15 protein-coding genes are annotated in these 16,281 nt (G+C 48.0%); 8 read left to right on the forward strand and 7 right to left on the reverse strand.

Annotated features, from left to right (window positions below; translation table 11 throughout):
- Positions 1-121: 121 nt before the first annotated feature.
- Positions 122-415 (reverse strand): hypothetical protein, encoded by a 294-nt coding sequence (locus H6859_09700; protein USO05399.1) that lies wholly within the window; start codon positions 413-415, stop codon positions 122-124.
- 54 nt (positions 416-469) lie between these two features.
- Here H6859_09700 and H6859_09705 point away from each other — a divergent pair, with 54 nt between their 5' ends.
- Together H6859_09705 and H6859_09710 are read left to right on the forward strand one after the other, a co-directional pair.
- Entirely contained in the window at positions 470-1,660 is a 1,191-nt protein-coding gene (locus H6859_09705; protein USO05400.1) for a cation:proton antiporter, read from the forward strand.
- A 13-nt stretch (positions 1,661-1,673) separates the two neighbouring features.
- Complete coding sequence (locus H6859_09710; GenBank protein USO05401.1) at positions 1,674-2,672, forward strand: TIGR00341 family protein; 999 nt, start codon at positions 1,674-1,676, stop codon at positions 2,670-2,672.
- Between the two features lie 38 nt (positions 2,673-2,710).
- Here the strand turns inward: H6859_09710 and H6859_09715 are convergent, their stop codons facing one another.
- The gene (locus H6859_09715; GenBank protein ID USO05402.1) at positions 2,711-3,388 is read right to left on the reverse strand and encodes a TIGR00730 family Rossman fold protein; all 678 of its coding nucleotides are present in this window, start codon (positions 3,386-3,388) and stop codon (positions 2,711-2,713) included.
- 76 nt (positions 3,389-3,464) lie between these two features.
- On the opposite strand from H6859_09715, the gene H6859_09720 reads away from it, so the two are divergent.
- Positions 3,465-4,826, forward strand: coding sequence for an MBL fold metallo-hydrolase (locus H6859_09720; GenBank protein ID USO05403.1), 1,362 nt, complete (start codon positions 3,465-3,467; stop codon positions 4,824-4,826).
- Between the two features lie 73 nt (positions 4,827-4,899).
- Here the strand turns inward: H6859_09720 and H6859_09725 are convergent, their stop codons facing one another.
- On the reverse strand, positions 4,900-7,473 hold the full coding sequence (locus H6859_09725) for an Rne/Rng family ribonuclease (GenBank protein ID USO05404.1): 2,574 nt from the start codon (positions 7,471-7,473) through the stop codon (positions 4,900-4,902).
- A gap of 420 nt (positions 7,474-7,893) precedes the next feature.
- Between H6859_09725 and H6859_09730 the strand changes: the two genes are divergently transcribed.
- Both H6859_09730 and H6859_09735 read left to right on the forward strand, forming a co-directional pair.
- Positions 7,894-9,072, forward strand: coding sequence for an N-acetylmuramoyl-L-alanine amidase (locus H6859_09730; protein ID USO05405.1), 1,179 nt, complete (start codon positions 7,894-7,896; stop codon positions 9,070-9,072).
- Positions 9,073-9,287: 215 nt separating this feature from the next.
- Positions 9,288-9,485 carry a hypothetical protein gene (locus tag H6859_09735; protein USO05406.1) on the forward strand — a complete coding sequence of 66 codons (198 nt, stop codon included), beginning with the start codon at positions 9,288-9,290 and terminating at the stop codon, positions 9,483-9,485.
- A gap of 392 nt (positions 9,486-9,877) precedes the next feature.
- Here H6859_09735 and H6859_09740 read toward each other — a convergent pair whose 3' ends face one another.
- The 4 genes from H6859_09740 to H6859_09755 form a co-directional block, all read right to left on the reverse strand.
- Complete coding sequence (locus H6859_09740; protein ID USO05407.1) at positions 9,878-11,035, reverse strand: L,D-transpeptidase family protein; 1,158 nt, start codon at positions 11,033-11,035, stop codon at positions 9,878-9,880.
- On the reverse strand, positions 11,036-12,247 hold the full coding sequence (locus H6859_09745; protein ID USO05408.1) for an NADP-dependent isocitrate dehydrogenase: 1,212 nt from the start codon (positions 12,245-12,247) through the stop codon (positions 11,036-11,038).
- Positions 12,234-12,983, reverse strand: coding sequence for a hypothetical protein (locus H6859_09750; protein ID USO05409.1), 750 nt, complete (start codon positions 12,981-12,983; stop codon positions 12,234-12,236). The genes H6859_09745 and H6859_09750 overlap by 14 nt, the downstream gene beginning before the upstream one ends.
- A gap of 268 nt (positions 12,984-13,251) precedes the next feature.
- Positions 13,252-13,584 (reverse strand): hypothetical protein, encoded by a 333-nt coding sequence (locus tag H6859_09755; GenBank protein ID USO05410.1) that lies wholly within the window; start codon positions 13,582-13,584, stop codon positions 13,252-13,254.
- 40 nt (positions 13,585-13,624) lie between these two features.
- Here H6859_09755 and H6859_09760 point away from each other — a divergent pair, with 40 nt between their 5' ends.
- From H6859_09760 to H6859_09770, 3 genes are all read left to right on the forward strand, one after another.
- A complete protein-coding gene (locus H6859_09760; protein USO05411.1) occupies positions 13,625-14,176 on the forward strand; it encodes a thioredoxin family protein in 552 nt (183 codons plus the stop codon).
- Positions 14,177-14,253: 77 nt separating this feature from the next.
- Entirely contained in the window at positions 14,254-14,934 is a 681-nt protein-coding gene (locus H6859_09765) for a hypothetical protein (protein USO05412.1), read from the forward strand.
- A gap of 6 nt (positions 14,935-14,940) precedes the next feature.
- Positions 14,941-16,266 carry a PQQ-binding-like beta-propeller repeat protein gene (locus H6859_09770; protein USO05413.1) on the forward strand — a complete coding sequence of 442 codons (1,326 nt, stop codon included), beginning with the start codon at positions 14,941-14,943 and terminating at the stop codon, positions 16,264-16,266.
- The last annotated feature ends 15 nt before the right edge of the window (positions 16,267-16,281 follow it).

Below are 16,281 nucleotides of genomic sequence, written 5' to 3' on the forward strand. Positions count from 1 at the left end.
ACCGACCGGTCGGTATTTTAAAAATTTAAACGCGAAGGCTTGCCCATAACGCTCTCGAGCAAGGCTATATTTTCGACAACAAGAATTTTCAGGTCTTCAAATTCCAGGTCTTGGTAAATAATTATAGATATTGCATTCTTACGGGATGCGATGTCCTAAATATAGCCATACCGAGGCGGTTAAAAACGCTAAAGTTCATTCTAAACAGCGCTATAAATGTAAAGCTTGCGGCTTGTCCAAAAAAGAAATAAATGCCGGGTCTGGTTAGCCTATGACCGGGACGAATGACGTATCTGCGGTGACGGCGGTTTTTTTCAGTATAGAGCCGGCGGGCCAAGGCCACGCTGCTGCGTAACAGTTCTTCGCCGCCTGCAAGCAGCAACACCAAACTCAATAAAATCGGCAAGACATTCACGAAAAAAAACCTTATTCTTATTGAAGTTAATAAAGTGCACGAAAGCGATAGCTCATGACAATTGCTGAACATGCCCTAACGGAATCTATTGAATTTCAGATGAGTCTGCTGCTTTTTATGGCGCTGGGCGGTTATCTACTTTCCAATCGTATTGGTCAGCCTGCTGTTGTAGGCGTTATTCTGGCGGGCATCCTGATAGGCCCGACCGGTTTCAATCTTATTCATTATTCTGATTTTGTTGCCAGTATCGGCCATATCGGAGCCATTATCCTTCTGTTTGTTATTGGTCTGGAGTTTCACCTAAAAGAGATTACGAAGCCCTCCTATTTCCTAATTGCTTTAGGCGGTATCCTTCTACCTTGGGCGGGTGGGTATGCAGTCGCGTTAGCTTTCGGTTTTGAGTTCAGTAAAGCCATCATCATTGGCGTGGCTCTTTCGGCAACGAGTATTGCAATTACCGCCGATACGCTCCGGGAAATGGGGAAACTGAAATCCGAGGCCGCGCAGGCCATCATAGGCGCGGCCATCATTGACGATGTTCTGGCGCTTCTGGCGCTCGCCATTGCCCAGCAATTGTCTGATGGTGGTGTTGATGCCGCTGTCGTCGGCGTTTTTACCCTCAAGGCTATTATTTTTCTTGTTGCCGGGGCCCTGTTTGGAGACAAGGTTTTAACGCCGCTGGTTCATCGGATTGATCGCTCAAAAATTGCTGAAAAATACCCGGACTTCATATTCATCCTGATTATGATGGTTGCTTTTTTCTACGCTATGGCCGCCGAGTTGATGGGGCTGTCCGCGATTGTTGGGGCTTTTGTTGCGGGCGTTTCACTGGAGCATGTTCATACGCAGCGGAGCAAGGATTTTCGGGTGGGCTCGGAGTATCTGCGCATTGTTTTTGGTGCTATTTTCTTTATATCGCTGGGCATTCTGGCAGATTTCAAAAACTTTACATGGGAGGCAGCGTGGTTTGCGCTGGCGTTAACAATTGTTGCTGTGCTGACAAAACTTGTCGGTTGCGGTATTTTGGCTCGATTAAGCGGCATGAGCGTTCATGATTCCCTAGTTGTCGGCGTAGGTATGTCGCCGCGGGGGGAAGTCGCCATGACGGTTGCGCTGCTGGCTTTTATCAGCGGCGTTATTGAGCAGCCCGCTTTCGTGGGTTTGATATTAATGAGCCTGCTAACAACGATTATTGCGCCGCTTCTTCTTCGAAACTGGTTGTATCGAAACAAAACGGAAGCGTAAAATGGCCTTGCGAATGTTAACGATACTGGCTCCGAATGGAGGTGAAGAAACGCTTAAGGCTCTTGCTGAAGAGACAAACATCATTGAATTTTGGTCCGGCGCAAAGCCAAAGGGAAAGCCCAGAGAAATAAATGTTCTGGTTGCTTCCGAATACTTGCAGGATCTGGTTGATAAGCTGCAACGGCGTTTTAGTAAGGAAAAGGAATGGCGGATTATCATTACACCTGTGGAAACAACCATTCCTCGCCATGAAGAAAAAGAAGAGGAAAATGCCAACGCCAAGAAAGCCTATGGCAGCCTGACCAGAGAGGCGCTGTATGACCAAATTTTAAAAGGAACAAAAACCAACACGGATTTTATCATTCTGGTTGTTCTTTCAACGATTGTCACGGCCATCGGCCTGGTCACGGATAATCTGGCTGTGATTATCGGGGCTATGGTCATAGCGCCGCTGCTGGGACCAAATTTAGCTCTGAGTTTTGGGGTGACGCTTGGCGACCGCGATATGGTGGCGGAATCCCTGAAGGCCAATGCCATGGGGTTTGGTCTAACAATGTTGCTGAGTATTCTGGCCGGTGCTCTCATCCCCTATGAAGTTTTTGCGGACAGCCGGGAATATCTCCTGCGTACAAATGTCGGTTATGACGGGATTATTCTGGCGTTTGCTTCCGGAGCGGCGGCTGTTCTTTCGTTGACTGCTGGGATTTCAAGTACGATGGTAGGTGTCATGGTCGCCGTAGCGCTTATGCCGCCTGCTGTCGCTATGGGGCTATCGCTGGGGGAAGGTGCATTTGCACAAGCCTATGGCGCGGCCCTTCTTCTGGCCATTAATATTATCTGCGTCAATATCGCGGCCAAGGCTGTTTTTACGCTAAAAGGCATCCGCCCGCGCACATGGTATCAGCGCAAGAAATCCCGCCAATCCCTGAAAATCAGTTTAACTTTCTGGGGGATTTTACTCTTGCTTCTTATTGCGTTGATATATTTTTGGCACCATGGGGGAACAGGATAAGGAATGTGCTTTTGCGGCGGGCAGGTGGGGTGTTTAGCCTATAAATGCACTCCTGTTTTACGTGCCCGTATAATCTCTAAAACGTCTTTTGGATGGTCGGTGATGCGCACGAAATCAAGGTCTTTCTCGTCGATGGTGCCATACTCGATCATGGTATTTCTTAAAAAAGGCCCCAGAGCGCCCCAGTATTCACTGCCCATAGCAACGATCGGAAAATCACAAATCTTTCCGGTTTGAATCAGGGTTGCCGTTTCAAATATCTCGTCCATTGTTCCGAAACCGCCAGGCAAAAGGACGAAGGCGCAGGAATATTTGAGCAGCATGACCTTGCGGACAAAAAAGTGATCAAACTGTATATTGATGTCGGTATAGGGGTTGGGTTTTTGTTCATGCGGCAGTTTGATATTGCATCCGATGGATAGAGCGCCAGCGTCTTTTGCCCCCCGGTTGGCGGCTTCCATGATGCCCGGGCCGCCACCTGTCATAATCGAAAAACCTGCTTTGCCAAGCTCAAAAGCCGTTTCCCTGGCCATCTTGTAATACGGATCATCTTCCCCAAAGCGGGCGGAACCGAAAAACGTGATACAATGATTGATGCAGCGTAAGGCACGAAAGCCTTTCTGAAATTCGCGCCAGATTTTAAAAGAGCGCCAGAGATCAAACGGATAAGAATTTTTATTTTCTTTCAGTAAATAACAATCAGGGTCTTTTTGCACGGGTATCCTCTGTTGTATAGGTGGGTGTCATATATTATTCGTTTTTACAGGAAAAACGGTTTTAAAGGAAAGAAGAATGAAGCTGACATTTTTGGGAGCAACTGGAACGGTTACCGGTTCGAAATATCTGCTTGAAGATGACAACAAAAAGATATTGATCGATTGCGGTTTGTTTCAGGGGATGAAGGAGCTGCGGCAACGTAACTGGGAGAATCTGCCCGTTAATCCTGCTTCCATAAATGCTGTTATCCTTACCCATGCCCATATTGATCACAGCGGTTATTTACCCTTGCTGGTTAAGAACGGCTTTGACGGCCAGATTTATTGTTCTTCCGCCACTGCTGATTTGTGTGATATTCTTCTGCCTGATAGTGCGCATCTACACGAAGAAGATGCAGAGCGGGCCAATCGTTACGGCTATACGCGGCACAAACCCGCCCTGCCGCTTTATACGCAGGAAGATTCCTACAACGCGCTTGAAAAAATAGAGCCCGTTTCCTTTGGCGATGAACATGCATTAAGCGATATACTCTCTTTCCGTTTAACTCATGCCGGACATATTCTGGGCGCATCCTGTGTGCATATTTCTGATGGGCAAACCAATATTGTTTTTTCCGGTGATCTTGGACGTCCGCGTGATCCGGTGATGAAGGTGCCGGCACAGATTCAGGAGGCTGATTATCTCATCCTTGAATCCACCTATGGTGACCGCCTGCATGAAACGACAGATCCTCTCGATCAGCTGGAAGATATTATCATCAGAACATCTGGGCGTGGCGGCACGGTCGTCATTCCGGCTTTCGCCGTCGGGCGCGCGCAAAGCCTGATGTATTATATCTACAAGCTAAAGGAAATGAAACGTATTCCCGGTATTCCGGTTTATCTCGATAGCCCCATGGCTATCAGCGCCACGAAGCTTTTGCAGCAACATCATGCTGAACATCGCCTGTCGAAGGAAGAATGCGCAAAGGTTTGCAACAGCGTGATTTACACACAAACCGTGGAACAATCAAAGGCGATTTATAGCAAGAATAACGGCATGCCGACGGTAATTATTTCTGCCAGCGGCATGGCTACAGGCGGGCGCGTCCTGCATCACCTCAAACATTATATTAGCGATCCGAGAAACACAGTCCTTTTAGCCGGGTTCCAGGCAGAGGGAACGCGCGGCGCGCGATTGGCTCACGGTGAAGTAGAAATCAAAATCCATGGCGAGTTGTTAAGGGTGCGGGCTGAAATTGACATGCTTGATAATATCTCAGCTCATGCCGATTATCAGGAAATTATCGATTGGCTCGGGCATTTCCGCGAACCTCCGCGCAGAACTTTCCTTACGCATGGGGAGCCGAAAGCAGCCACTTCATTTAAGTTCAAGATCAAAGAGCATTTAGATTGGAACGTTGAAATCCCGGAATATGAACAGATGGCGGAGCTTTAGTTTTGGGGCTGTCCTAATAATAACTTGAAAAGGTTATCAGTAATACAACAACGTCCAGCGCAAAAGATGCCTATTATTTAAGGTTCCACCAGCCTTTTTTCTTCGCTTTCGGCGCCTCATTCACGGTTTCATAGTCCTTAGGGGCATCGTCTTTTCTTGCCTTCACCGCAACCTTTTTGGGCTTGGCATCATCGTTGGACACTTTCACCACCTTGGCAGGCTTTTCATCTTTAGGTTCGACCGGCTCATCGTTCTTCTTAGCCTTTTTTACAGGAGCTTTCTTCGTTGCCCCGTCTGCCATGGTCTTGGCGGAGGCAGAAGGCTTCTTATCGTCTTTCCCTGTAGACTCTTCTTTCTTAACCCTGACCTTTTTCGAAGCCGCGTCCACTGTAGCCTTCTCGGCGGAAGCAGAAGGTTTCTTCTTCTCCTGAGGCGCTTTTTCGTCCACTTTCGAATCGGCTTGCACTACGGCATTCTGTGACTTCTGATCGGCTTGTTCTTCACCGGCATTATCATCTTTGCGGGGCTGATTACGCATTCCGCGATTACGGCCGCCACGGCGGCCCCGTCGACGACCGTCACGGCGATTATTACCATCCTGATCATCCTCACCAGCAGGTGTATCGTCGCTATCATCCTCTGTTTTATCAACGGGCTTGGACACTTCAACCCGGAAGCCCGAAGCCCCGAGCGTATCATCAACGCGGATAAGCACAGCAAAACCGTAACGCTCTTCAATAACAGCCAGATTATCGCGCTTGTTATTCAGAATATACAGCGCCACCTCATTGGAAACCTGTACAATCACCTGTGAGGCACGACCTTTAATGCCTTCTGCTTCAATCGCGCGTAGCACCATAATACTGGCCGCATCAGCCGTACGTATCCGTCCGGCGCCCTGACACCCCGGACAAGTCTCAAACTGACTTTCGCTCAACGATGCGCTCAAACGCTGACGTGAAAGCTCCATCAAACCAAAAGAGGAAATCCGTCCCATCTGAATTCGCGCGCGGTCTCCGGAAAGCGCATCACGCATCTTGCGCTCAACCTTACCGTTATTACGCCGGTCCTCCATGTCAATAAAGTCAATTACAACCAGCCCCCCCAGATCACGTAAGCGAAGCTGCCGCGCCACTTCATCGGCAGCTTCCAAATTGGTTTTTAACGCCGTTTCTTCAATATGACGCTCCTTGGTTGCTTTGCCGGAGTTCACATCAATCGACACCAGCGCTTCAGTTGGATTGATCACCAGATACCCGCCGGATTTGAGCCGTACTTCTGTCTCGCCAATTTCGGCAATCTGTTCCTCAACCCTAAATTTGTTGAACAAAGGCGTATCAACATCCTTATACTCTTTGACCTTCTTTACATGCGAAGGAATCATCATCTTCATGAACTCTTTTGCCGTCTTAAAACCTTCGTCCCCGGCTACATGAATTTCCTCAATATCACGCGTATACAAATCACGCACCGCGCGCTTGATAAGATCAGCCTCTTCATACACCAAAGCCGGCGCACTCGATTCAAGCGTCTTCTCGCGAATGGTATTCCAAAGCCGCAAAAGATAATCCAGATCGCGCTTCACTTCCACCTTCGTACGCGTAACGCCCGCTGTACGCAAAATAACGCTCATACCCTTAGGTACTTCCAGATCCTTCATCATGTCGCGCATTTTTGCGCGATCCTTATAATTCGAAATCTTGCGCGATACACCGCCCGCCCGCGGACTATTAGGCATCAACACACAATAGCGCCCCGGCAAAGACAAATACGACCCTACAGCAGCACCTTTATTGCCGCGCTCTTCTTTTGAAACCTGAACCAGCATAATCTGACCGCGTTTGATCACTTCCTGGATCTTGTACTTTCGGCGCAAATTAAAACGGAAACGTTGCTCGTCATCCATATCCTCGCCGCCAAAAGTTTCTACGCGCCTGGCCCGGTGCGCTGCATTGCGGCTACGTCCGCCACGTCCGCGCCCATTATCACGTCTGCCGCGCCCACGTCCGCGCCCACGTCCACCATACATGTTGCCATCGGCATCTTCACCCTGTGCATCCGCGTTGTTACCATCAATATCTGCCTCCGGCTCTTCAATCCGGTTACCAATTGAATCCTCGGGATCTTCCTCCACGGCATCCACAGCATCGGCAGTGTCTACCTCAGTGTCTTTTTTAGATTTACGACCCCCGCGCGGTTTTTTCTCAGCTTTAACGTCTTCTTCCTCCGACTCGCCATCCTTATCGCCATCCTCAAGAGTTAAATCGCCGCCCAGCTCTTCAACAGCGTCTTCTTCATCAACATCGTCTTCAGGCAATTCCTGTTCTTCCAGCGCCTCTTCTTCATCATGTGCTTCCAGATCTGCTTCCTGTTCGGCGATCAACGCCTCGCGATCCGACACCGGAATACGAAAATAATCAGGATGAATTTCAGAAAACGGCAAAAACCCATGGCGATTGCCGCCAAAATTTACAAACGCAGCTTGCAGCGATGGCTCAACGCGTGTCACTTTCGCCAGATAGATGTTTCCTTTCAACGGTTTACGGAACGCGCTTTCATAATCAAACTCTTCCAGCCGTCCATCTTCAACAATGGCCACCCGCGTTTCTTCACTGTGGGTCCCATCAATCAACATTTTCTTAGACATTATTTATTCTCCATTAAACGCGCATAAGAACGCTTCCTCTTTCTCCGCTGAAGATAAACTTCGAGTGTTTACATAGGGGAAAGCGGCGCAAAAGCGCGCTAAACTTGTTGTATCAATTTTGGGGAGTGCAGTTCGCGAAACCTTTAAAAACTTTAAGCGCTAAAACCGCAATCCACTAAACACTTAAGCGCACAGTACACGCGCCGGGTAAATTACACAAGCATTAAAACAAGTATAAATGCTAAAAATTTCTCCACCATAATAGCGCTCTTCCCACAGGCGGCAAGCCTTGCTTACGAGATTAAGAGCTTTACACACCCACGCCCATTTATGATATATAAGAAAGCGCATATTTAACACAATCAATGAGTAACTATCTTGGCATTGAAACCCTTCCATTTTGCTCTAATGATCTTGCTATTGACTCTGCTTTCGCCGTTAAATGCGCGTGCTCTCAATATAGAATCCGTACGCTTTGGCCTTTACGAAGAAAAAACCAGGCTTGTGCTGGATCTTGACAAGCCAGCCGATTTCCGCGCCTTCGTCTTGTCTGAGCCCTATCGTATGGTCATCGACCTGCCCAGCTTTGAATGGCAAGCCGGAAAAGTCCAATCCCCGCAAGACGCGGGCGTACAAGCTACCCGCCATGGCAGCCTCAAACCCGGCATTTCACGCATTGTCTTTGACCTCAATCGCCCGATCAGCATTCAAAAAGCCTTCACGCTGCCTGGCGGCGCAGGCAAACCTGACCGGCTTGTCATTGATTTCAGCAATGTTTCGCCCAGTTTGTTTGAGCAAATCAAAAGCACTGTTCATGGCTCTCTTGATCCTGATAGAATCCAAACACAAAATGCAAATATTGCGACTTTAGCCCCGCCGCCGCCGCCCAAACCACAAGACCAAAAACCTCTTATCATCATCGATCCCGGCCATGGCGGCATTGATCCCGGTGCCTCCGGCCCGCACGGCCTGTACGAAAAAAATGTTGTGCTCGCTCTGGCTAAAGACCTCAAAGTTCAGCTTGAATCCTCCGGCAAATACCGTGTTAAAATGACACGCGCAGACAATCACTTCATCAAGCTCTCAAACCGCGTCAAATTTGCCCGCAAACATGGAGGTGACCTCTTCATCTCACTGCATGCCGATTCAATGGAAAATAAAAGTATTACAGGTGCTTCGGTCTATACTCTGTCCGAAAAAGCCTCCGATGCCCAGACCGCCAAGCTCGCCGCCCGGGAAAATAAGGCCGATCTCATCGCAGGAATAGATCTTAGCATCGAAGATGAGGATGTTGTGGGCATCCTTATGGATCTGGCTATGCGCGATACGATGAATCAGTCAAAATTTTTTGCCAATACCCTGGTGAACAGCTTTAACGCCAATGGCGTAAAAACGCTGCCCCGCCCACACCGCTATGCCGGCTTTGCCGTTTTAAAAGCCCCGGATATTCCTTCTGTGCTGATCGAAGCAGGATTTATGTCTAACGAAAAAGAAGCGACTTTACTTAATACCAGCCACCACCGACAAAAAATTGCCACCGCGCTCACGAAAGGCATTGATCGCTATTTTGAACAAGTTCGCAAAAACCAGAGGATATAGGCATCGTTGAACGAATCTGTCGAAATTATATATTTTTTATAATGTATTAATCTTTCAAAAATCCGCCACCATCCACCCAGAAAAACAAAAAAACTCTTGAAAAACAGTGTGCAATGCGTTTTCGTTTGTGTATAAAGAGAGACTACGAAGCGACTGCTCAATATTACAGGGCATAGTTTTTCTTGGTTTAACATTAAAATTTTAAAGAGGTCACAATGAAAAAATTTGCAGCAACTCTTTGCATCGCCGGAACAGCTATTGCTCTGTCCGCATGTGATACAACTAAAATGGGTGATGTTGACACGGCTCCTCCTTACGCAAGTGAGCGCACAGCCGGTTATGCATCCGAACCTGCCCCTGCTCCGGCTCCGGCCCCTGCAGAGCGCGTATTCAGAGAATACCAAACAAAATAAGCTTTATATTAAGCTGATAAAAAGATTTAAGGGCGGCCTTAAGGCGGCCCTTTTTCTTTGCAGAAACTCTATGTAAGATGAGCTGTAGAAAAAGCTAAACAGACGTTCTTAAAGTAGAATAGCCACATGAACATTATCCGTAAGATCGTCTTATTTCTTCTCGCAAACGGCTTGGGCTTTATGGCCGCGCCAATAGCCTATAACGCTGCGTTGCTTTCAGGAAACCTATCTTCCGAAGTGCTCGAGACCAATGCAGTAACGCTGCAGACAAATTTCTTCACCGCCACCGCGATAACATGGATTTTTTGCGCATTATTTTCTCTGGGGTTTTTTCTCGTAAAAAGCAAATTACGGCTGATATTCCTGCTTTTTCCAGCGCTGTTACCGCTACTCTATGGATTAAGCATTCTGGCGGGATTATCCTGATCCTGATCCTGATCCTGCTCTGTCGTCTCACCCTCAGCCATCCGAATCTTATCTGTATCTTCACCAGTCTTGGAATTTTTATCCTGCGCCTTTTCTATATCATCGCGTTTTTCAGGTGCGGGCTCATACCCTTCAATAAGATCCTTTGCTTCTTCAGGTGTTTCAATGAATGCAGCCTTCTCATGTTCAATAATAACATCGCCCTTAACTTCCAGTGAAGGGCGGCGGGCAATCGAAACCGGATAGCTATTACGCTCTTTCAGCGCCTTGCGAATCGCAGGCCAACGCAACCGATCTTGCCAGTCTCCTGCCGTTTTAACAATCAAACGCATCTCATCATTACTGATTTTCTCTTCCGGGACTTCGCCATATTCTTCCATCGCCACTGACTGCGCCAAAGAAGGGTTAGCCTCCAAAAATAGTTCATCATCAATCCAGGCGACTTTTATCGGCTGATTAACCACTGTTACCTTCGTGCCCACAGGTATAAGCTCAAATAACTCGGATATTTTTTCCGGATATAAACGAATGCAGCCAGAACTAACCCGCCGCCCAATTCCGAATGGCCGGTTGGTTCCATGCAGTGCATATTGCGGCCATCCTAAATACAGCGCATGCGTACCCATCGGATTATCCGGTCCCTGATAATAAGCCTCTTTTAATGTCGGATCTGCCTTGCGCATCCGCGGCGTCGGACGCCAGACCGGCCCTTCCACTTTGCGCACAATTTCGGTTACCCCTTCCGGCGTACTAAGACCCTCACGCCCCACACCAATTGGCGTATGGTAAGGCGCTTCATCACCATTGATAAAAGCATACAGCCGCATATCTGCCAGATTAATCACGATGCCCTCTCTCGACGCATCGGGCAGCAAATGCCGCGTTGGCAAAATTAAATCAGTGCCTCGCCCCGGCATCCACGGATCCACATAAGGGTTAGCCGCACGAAGCTCTGTAAAACCCAGATTATAATCCCGCGCCAAATGAATAAACGTATCTTCATACTTCGCATCATATTCAATCATGTCGCCGACATACGGCTTATCATAGCCTGCATAAGCCTGCGCACTGACCAGAGCCAAAAATACAGAAACAAGAATTTGAAAAACGTACACCGTACGCATTTATTGCATTGCCTTTTCTAATCCAGCCACAACCTTATCAAGATATTCCTGTGTCGTCAGCCATTTTTGTTGCTCACCAATCAAGAGCGCCAGATCCTTGGTCATGTGCCCGGCTTCAACAGTTTCCACACAAACCCGCTCCAGCGTATCGGCAAAATCAACGACCTCCGGCGTCCCGTCAAATTCCCCGCGATATTTGAGTCCGCGCGTCCAGGCAAAAATCGAAGCAATCGGATTGGTCGAAGTCGGATTGCCTTTTTGATGTTCGCGGTAATGGCGCGTCACTGTTCCGTGCGCCGCTTCCGCCTCAACGCATTTCCCATCCGGTGTCAGCAAAACAGAAGTCATCAACCCCAGTGATCCAAATCCCTGCGCGACAATATCGCTCTGTACGTCTCCGTCATAATTCTTGCACGCCCAGACAAACCCGCCCTTGGATTTAATCGCCTGCGCCACCATGTCATCAATTAAACGGTGTTCGTACCACAAATCATGCTTCTCAAAATCGGCTTTAAATTCCTCATCAAAAATTTGCTGGAAAATCTCGATGAATTTCCCGTCATATTGTTTCAGGATCGTATTTTTCGTTGACATATAAACTGGATATTTTCGGCTAAGCCCATAATTAAAAGAGCTTCTTGCAAAGCCTTCAATGCTTTCGTCCAGATTATACATCGCCATCCCCACGCCGCTGGATGGAAAATCAAACACCTCATGCACTTCCGGCTCTCCGCCTTCGGGCGTATAAACCAGCTCCAGCTTACCCGGCCCCGGCACCTTAATGTCCGTGGCCTTATACTGATCGCCGAAAGCATGACGGCCAATGACAATCGGCTCTATCCAGCCCGGCACATATTTCGGTACATTTGCAGTGGTTATCGGCTCGCGAAACACCGTCCCGTTCAAAATATTGCGGATTGTCCCGTTCGGAGACTTCCACATTTTCTTAAGGCCAAATTCCTCCACCCGTGCCTCGTCCGGCGTAATCGTTGCGCACTTCACACCCACGCCATGCTCTTTTATAGCATTCGCAGCCATCACAGTAATCTGGTCATCGCTCGCATCGCGACTTTGAATCGACAAGTCAAAATATTTCAAATCGACATCGAGATACGGCAGGATTAAACGCTCCTTGATAAACGCCCAAATAATGCGCGTCATCTCATCGCCATCAATTTCAACAATCGGATTTTTAACTTTAATTTTTGTCATTTTCGAGTACGAGCCTTTTATAAATGATGCTTAAAAATATAATATCAGCAAGAACGCAGACGTAATAAACACCTAAACTTGCATAATAACGAATCCAGCCTACGTGAAAAAGAATATCCTCCCTAAAAGGAGAGGAATCGGATAACAAACCCATCTTAAAAGCATAGACATAGACCAGATTTATAGCTGAATTAAAACCATCATAGGGCAAGTATATCAGGGACACTATAATTAAAATCCGAAAGATATTCCCTTTAACAGCTTTGACCATTTCAGAAATATTTTTAAAAGCATAAGAATCGTGGAGCGCCAAAAACGGAAAAACCAAAACCAGAACGGTATAAACCAAAAGTTCTAAAAACTGTAAAAAATAGACAATGCCCGTATAAAGGAATGCAGAATGCGTTAAATCAGCTTGTATCCAACCAGAAAGCCCATCAGCCGCCAGGTTATTCAACCAATAAAGTCTAAAAACATCCTGAAGCAATAAGAAAAAGACGCCCAATAACGAGGAAAAAAGCGCAAACACAAATTCCCGGCGGCCAAACCGAAAATAATAGGGGAGCTTAAAAACCGTTTTGAGTTCGGGAATGCCTTTTTTGTACTCGATATATTTTATGTCCGGTTTTTCGTCCAGAATAAAAAAGCGGTACAACGCAACCATAAAAACCGACGTCATAAAGGTTTCAAAGACAAACCAGTAATCAAAGAAATCGGCGCCCCCGCCTGCATTCAACAGGTCCGTGCTGATAAAAAGACGAAATTCGGGAAAAAACCAGAATATAGAATACCACACAAAAATCAAAGCCAGAGGCAACCAGACAACAGGCGACCAGATAGCGCGTGTTCTATTCACTTGCGCATAAGATTCCTTGACCATTGGCCAGATTTTAACTTTGATCTTGGACATAAAAAAACCTTTTAAAAAACCACAGATACACACGGATTAACACAGATACGCTATATGCTCAAAACATCTGTGTCTATGCTGTGTTCAGAGGTGGTTAAAATAATTTTTCCACTTCATCCTGAAGGCGTGCAAACGCTTTATCAAACACTCCGCTTTTAATCACGCGCCCCTTATCCTGCAAATATACCTCATACATCGTTGCGCGCGGCCCCACTTTACGGATCACAAACTGTAGGTACGGGCTCATATGCTCGGATTTGCAATAGGTATAGCTGGCCACGCCCTCATCAAAATCGCACTCCACACTGCGATAAGTCAAAACGCCCGCTGCTGCCGCGCGCAAATACAATCCGTCAAGTTTCTTGAACTGCGCATTGGTAAAACCTGAAGCATGACTCGCCCTTGAAAAAGGGATAATTTCTGACATATGTTCATCATACCACTTTTTTTAGTAAAGGAGAACAGCCATGGCCTTACTCGAAACACCTTTAAAAGACGACAATTTCTACGCTCCGGATTTCAAACTCCAAAATATCGACGGCAAATTTCTGACCTATAATGACATTAAAGGCAAAAAAGGCACCGTTATCGCCTTCATCTGCAACCATTGCCCGTACGTTCAGGCAATCATCGAACGATTTGTACAAGACGCCCAAACTCTGCAAGATCTCGGCATTGCCGTCGCCGCCATCATGCCCAACGATACCGGCAACTACCCGGCCGACTCGCAAGAAAACATGGTGCTCTTCGCTGAAGAAAACGGCTTCACCTTCCCTTATTTAATCGACGAAACGCAAGAAGTCGCGAGAAGCTATGGCGCCGTATGCACCCCCGACATCTTCGGCTTTAATGCCAATGGCCAGCTTCAATATCGCGGCCGTCTTGATTCCGCCGGCCCCAACGAAGCGACCTCCAAAACGGTCAAAGAACTCGTAAACGCCATGACACAAATCGCTCAAGATGGCGTCGGCCCCGCCAACCAAACCCCATCTATGGGTTGTTCAATTAAATGGAAATAAAAAATAACGTTGCGATCTTCGCGTGACTTTTTTGATCTTCATGCTAAAAAGAAGCGAAGAAATAGAAGGAGTAACACATGGCCGACTTGTTCCGCGAGGTAGACGAAGCAATGCGCCAGGAGCGCGTCGAGAAATTCTGGGCCGAAAATAAAACCTACATCATCGGCGTCATTCTCGGCACAATTTTACTGACCGGGCTAATTTCCGGCTATCGCAGTTGGAATTCCAGTGTCAAAGAAAAGCAAACCGCCGCGCTCATTGCCCTGCAAGAATCCCCGGAATATCCCGACAACATTTTGACCGCCGAAAAGCTTCCAATGCGCGCAGGCCTGCGCGGTATAGCCTTTTTGCAAGCAGCCGGAAAATTCCTCGATCAGGATAAAACCGAAGACGCTCTCATGCTATATAAACGCATCAGCCATGACAAAGCACTTCCCGATGAACTTAAAGATCTCGGCACACTCATGAGCGTACGCTTGCAAATAGACCAAGACGATCAGGGTGGCCAGGCCTTGCTTGATCAACTCATACCGCTGATAAGCAATCCTCAAAGCCCATGGGTCCATCATGCCCGTATCGAAGCGGCTCTTATCACCGCCGATAAACTTGGCGATTACAAGGGCGCACTTACACATCTCAATGCTGTGCTCGATACGCCTGATTTGCCACAAAGCCTGACTGGTCGTGCTCGTGCCCTGGCGCATCTGTACGACATGAAAAATAAATCCGTATCAGAAAAACAAGATGAAACAGGATAATATCCCATGATCAAACGCTGTCTATGCCTTACTTCCCTTGTCCTTCTGACCGTTTTCCTCTCCGGCTGCGGCGCTTCCGGCTGGTTTGAAAAAGACGGCCCACCACCGCTTGAAGGTGAACGCATCAGCGTCATGCAAATGCAGAAAAATCTCGAACCGGACAATCCGGTTCTGGAAAGCCAGGGGCTTTTAGCGCCAGCAGAATGGAACAACGAATTCTGGCCGCAAGTCGGAGGTTACCCGAACCATTCAATGCAAAACCTCTCCTTGCCTGCCAGTCCTTTAAAACGTCTTTGGAGTGCTAATATTGGCGATGGTGCCACTGATGAACTGCCACTTATTACACAACCCATTATCATCGATAATCGGATATTTACACTCGATACCGACAACCGCCTGTCTGCTTTCAATATCGAAAACGGCAAAAAACTCTGGGACACAGACGTGCAGGCCGAAAACGAAGATGACCCTGTTATTGCCGGCGGTATTGCTTTCAGTGGCAGTATGCTGTACGTCACCAATGGCTATAACGAAGTGTTAGCTGTAAAACCGGATGATGGCCAGATCATATGGCGCAAAACCATACCCGCCCCGTCACGCGCCGCTCCCACCATCATGGAAGAACGCGTCTTTGTCACCACACTTGATGGCCGTGTCATGGCTTTAAACGCCAAAGACGGCAGCATCCTGTGGGAATATACTGGCATCAGCGATGACGCCACCTTAGTCGGCGCAGCCTCTCCAGCGGCCAATCAGGACATCGTCGTGCCCGTCTTTTCATCCGGTGAAATCACCGCCTTGCGTATAGAAAACGGTTCCATTGCCTGGTCGGACAATCTCTCAAATGTCCGCAGCTTTGGCGGATTGTCGACCATTTCAGACATCCGCGCTTTGCCTGTAATGGATAAAGGTGTCGTTTTTGCCATCAGCTTTTCCGGCCGCCTCGTCGCTATCGACGAGCGCACCGGCACACGCATCTGGCAACGCGAGATCAGCGGATCGCAAACCCCGTGGATGGCCGGAAATCATATCTTTGTGCTATCCTCCGAAAACCAGCTCATTGCGCTGGGCCGCGAAAACGGCTCCATCCGCTGGACGACAGAACTCCCACGCTTCGAAGATGATGATCCTCAAGTTTTTAACGGCCCCGTTCTGGCCGGAGGACGTTTAATCTTAGCCGGAACAGATGGCCGCGTCATCGAAATCGCGCCGGAAAACGGCAAAATCCTGGGCGAATGGGATGCGGGCGCCACCGTATCGACAAGCCCTGTTATTGCTGGTGGAACGCTCTACCTGCTCACCAATGACGGAACCCTGACCGCTTATCGCTAGACAGTTTCACAAGAA

It is taken from the genome of Rhodospirillales bacterium, from assembly GCA_023898785.1.
GTDB lineage: Bacteria > Pseudomonadota > Alphaproteobacteria > Micavibrionales > Micavibrionaceae > TMED27.

Bases quoted from the DNA above. Each gene is read 5' to 3' on its own strand.
- H6859_09710 (USO05401.1), top strand. From the start codon at position 1,674: ATGTTAACGATACTGGCTCCGAATGGAGGTGAAGAAACGCTTAAGGCT.
- H6859_09720 (USO05403.1), top strand. From the start codon at position 3,465: ATGAAGCTGACATTTTTGGGAGCAACTGGAACGGTTACCGGTTCGAAA.
- H6859_09725 (USO05404.1), bottom strand. From the start codon at position 7,473: ATGTCTAAGAAAATGTTGATTGATGGGACCCACAGTGAAGAAACGCGG.
- H6859_09745 (USO05408.1), bottom strand. From the start codon at position 12,247: ATGACAAAAATTAAAGTTAAAAATCCGATTGTTGAAATTGATGGCGAT.
- H6859_09705 (USO05400.1), top strand. From the start codon at position 470: ATGACAATTGCTGAACATGCCCTAACGGAATCTATTGAATTTCAGATG.
- H6859_09760 (USO05411.1), top strand. From the start codon at position 13,625: ATGGCCTTACTCGAAACACCTTTAAAAGACGACAATTTCTACGCTCCG.
- H6859_09740 (USO05407.1), bottom strand. From the start codon at position 11,035: ATGCGTACGGTGTACGTTTTTCAAATTCTTGTTTCTGTATTTTTGGCT.
- H6859_09765 (USO05412.1), top strand. From the start codon at position 14,254: ATGGCCGACTTGTTCCGCGAGGTAGACGAAGCAATGCGCCAGGAGCGC.
- H6859_09770 (USO05413.1), top strand. From the start codon at position 14,941: ATGATCAAACGCTGTCTATGCCTTACTTCCCTTGTCCTTCTGACCGTT.
- H6859_09755 (USO05410.1), bottom strand. From the start codon at position 13,584: ATGTCAGAAATTATCCCTTTTTCAAGGGCGAGTCATGCTTCAGGTTTT.
- H6859_09735 (USO05406.1), top strand. From the start codon at position 9,288: ATGAAAAAATTTGCAGCAACTCTTTGCATCGCCGGAACAGCTATTGCT.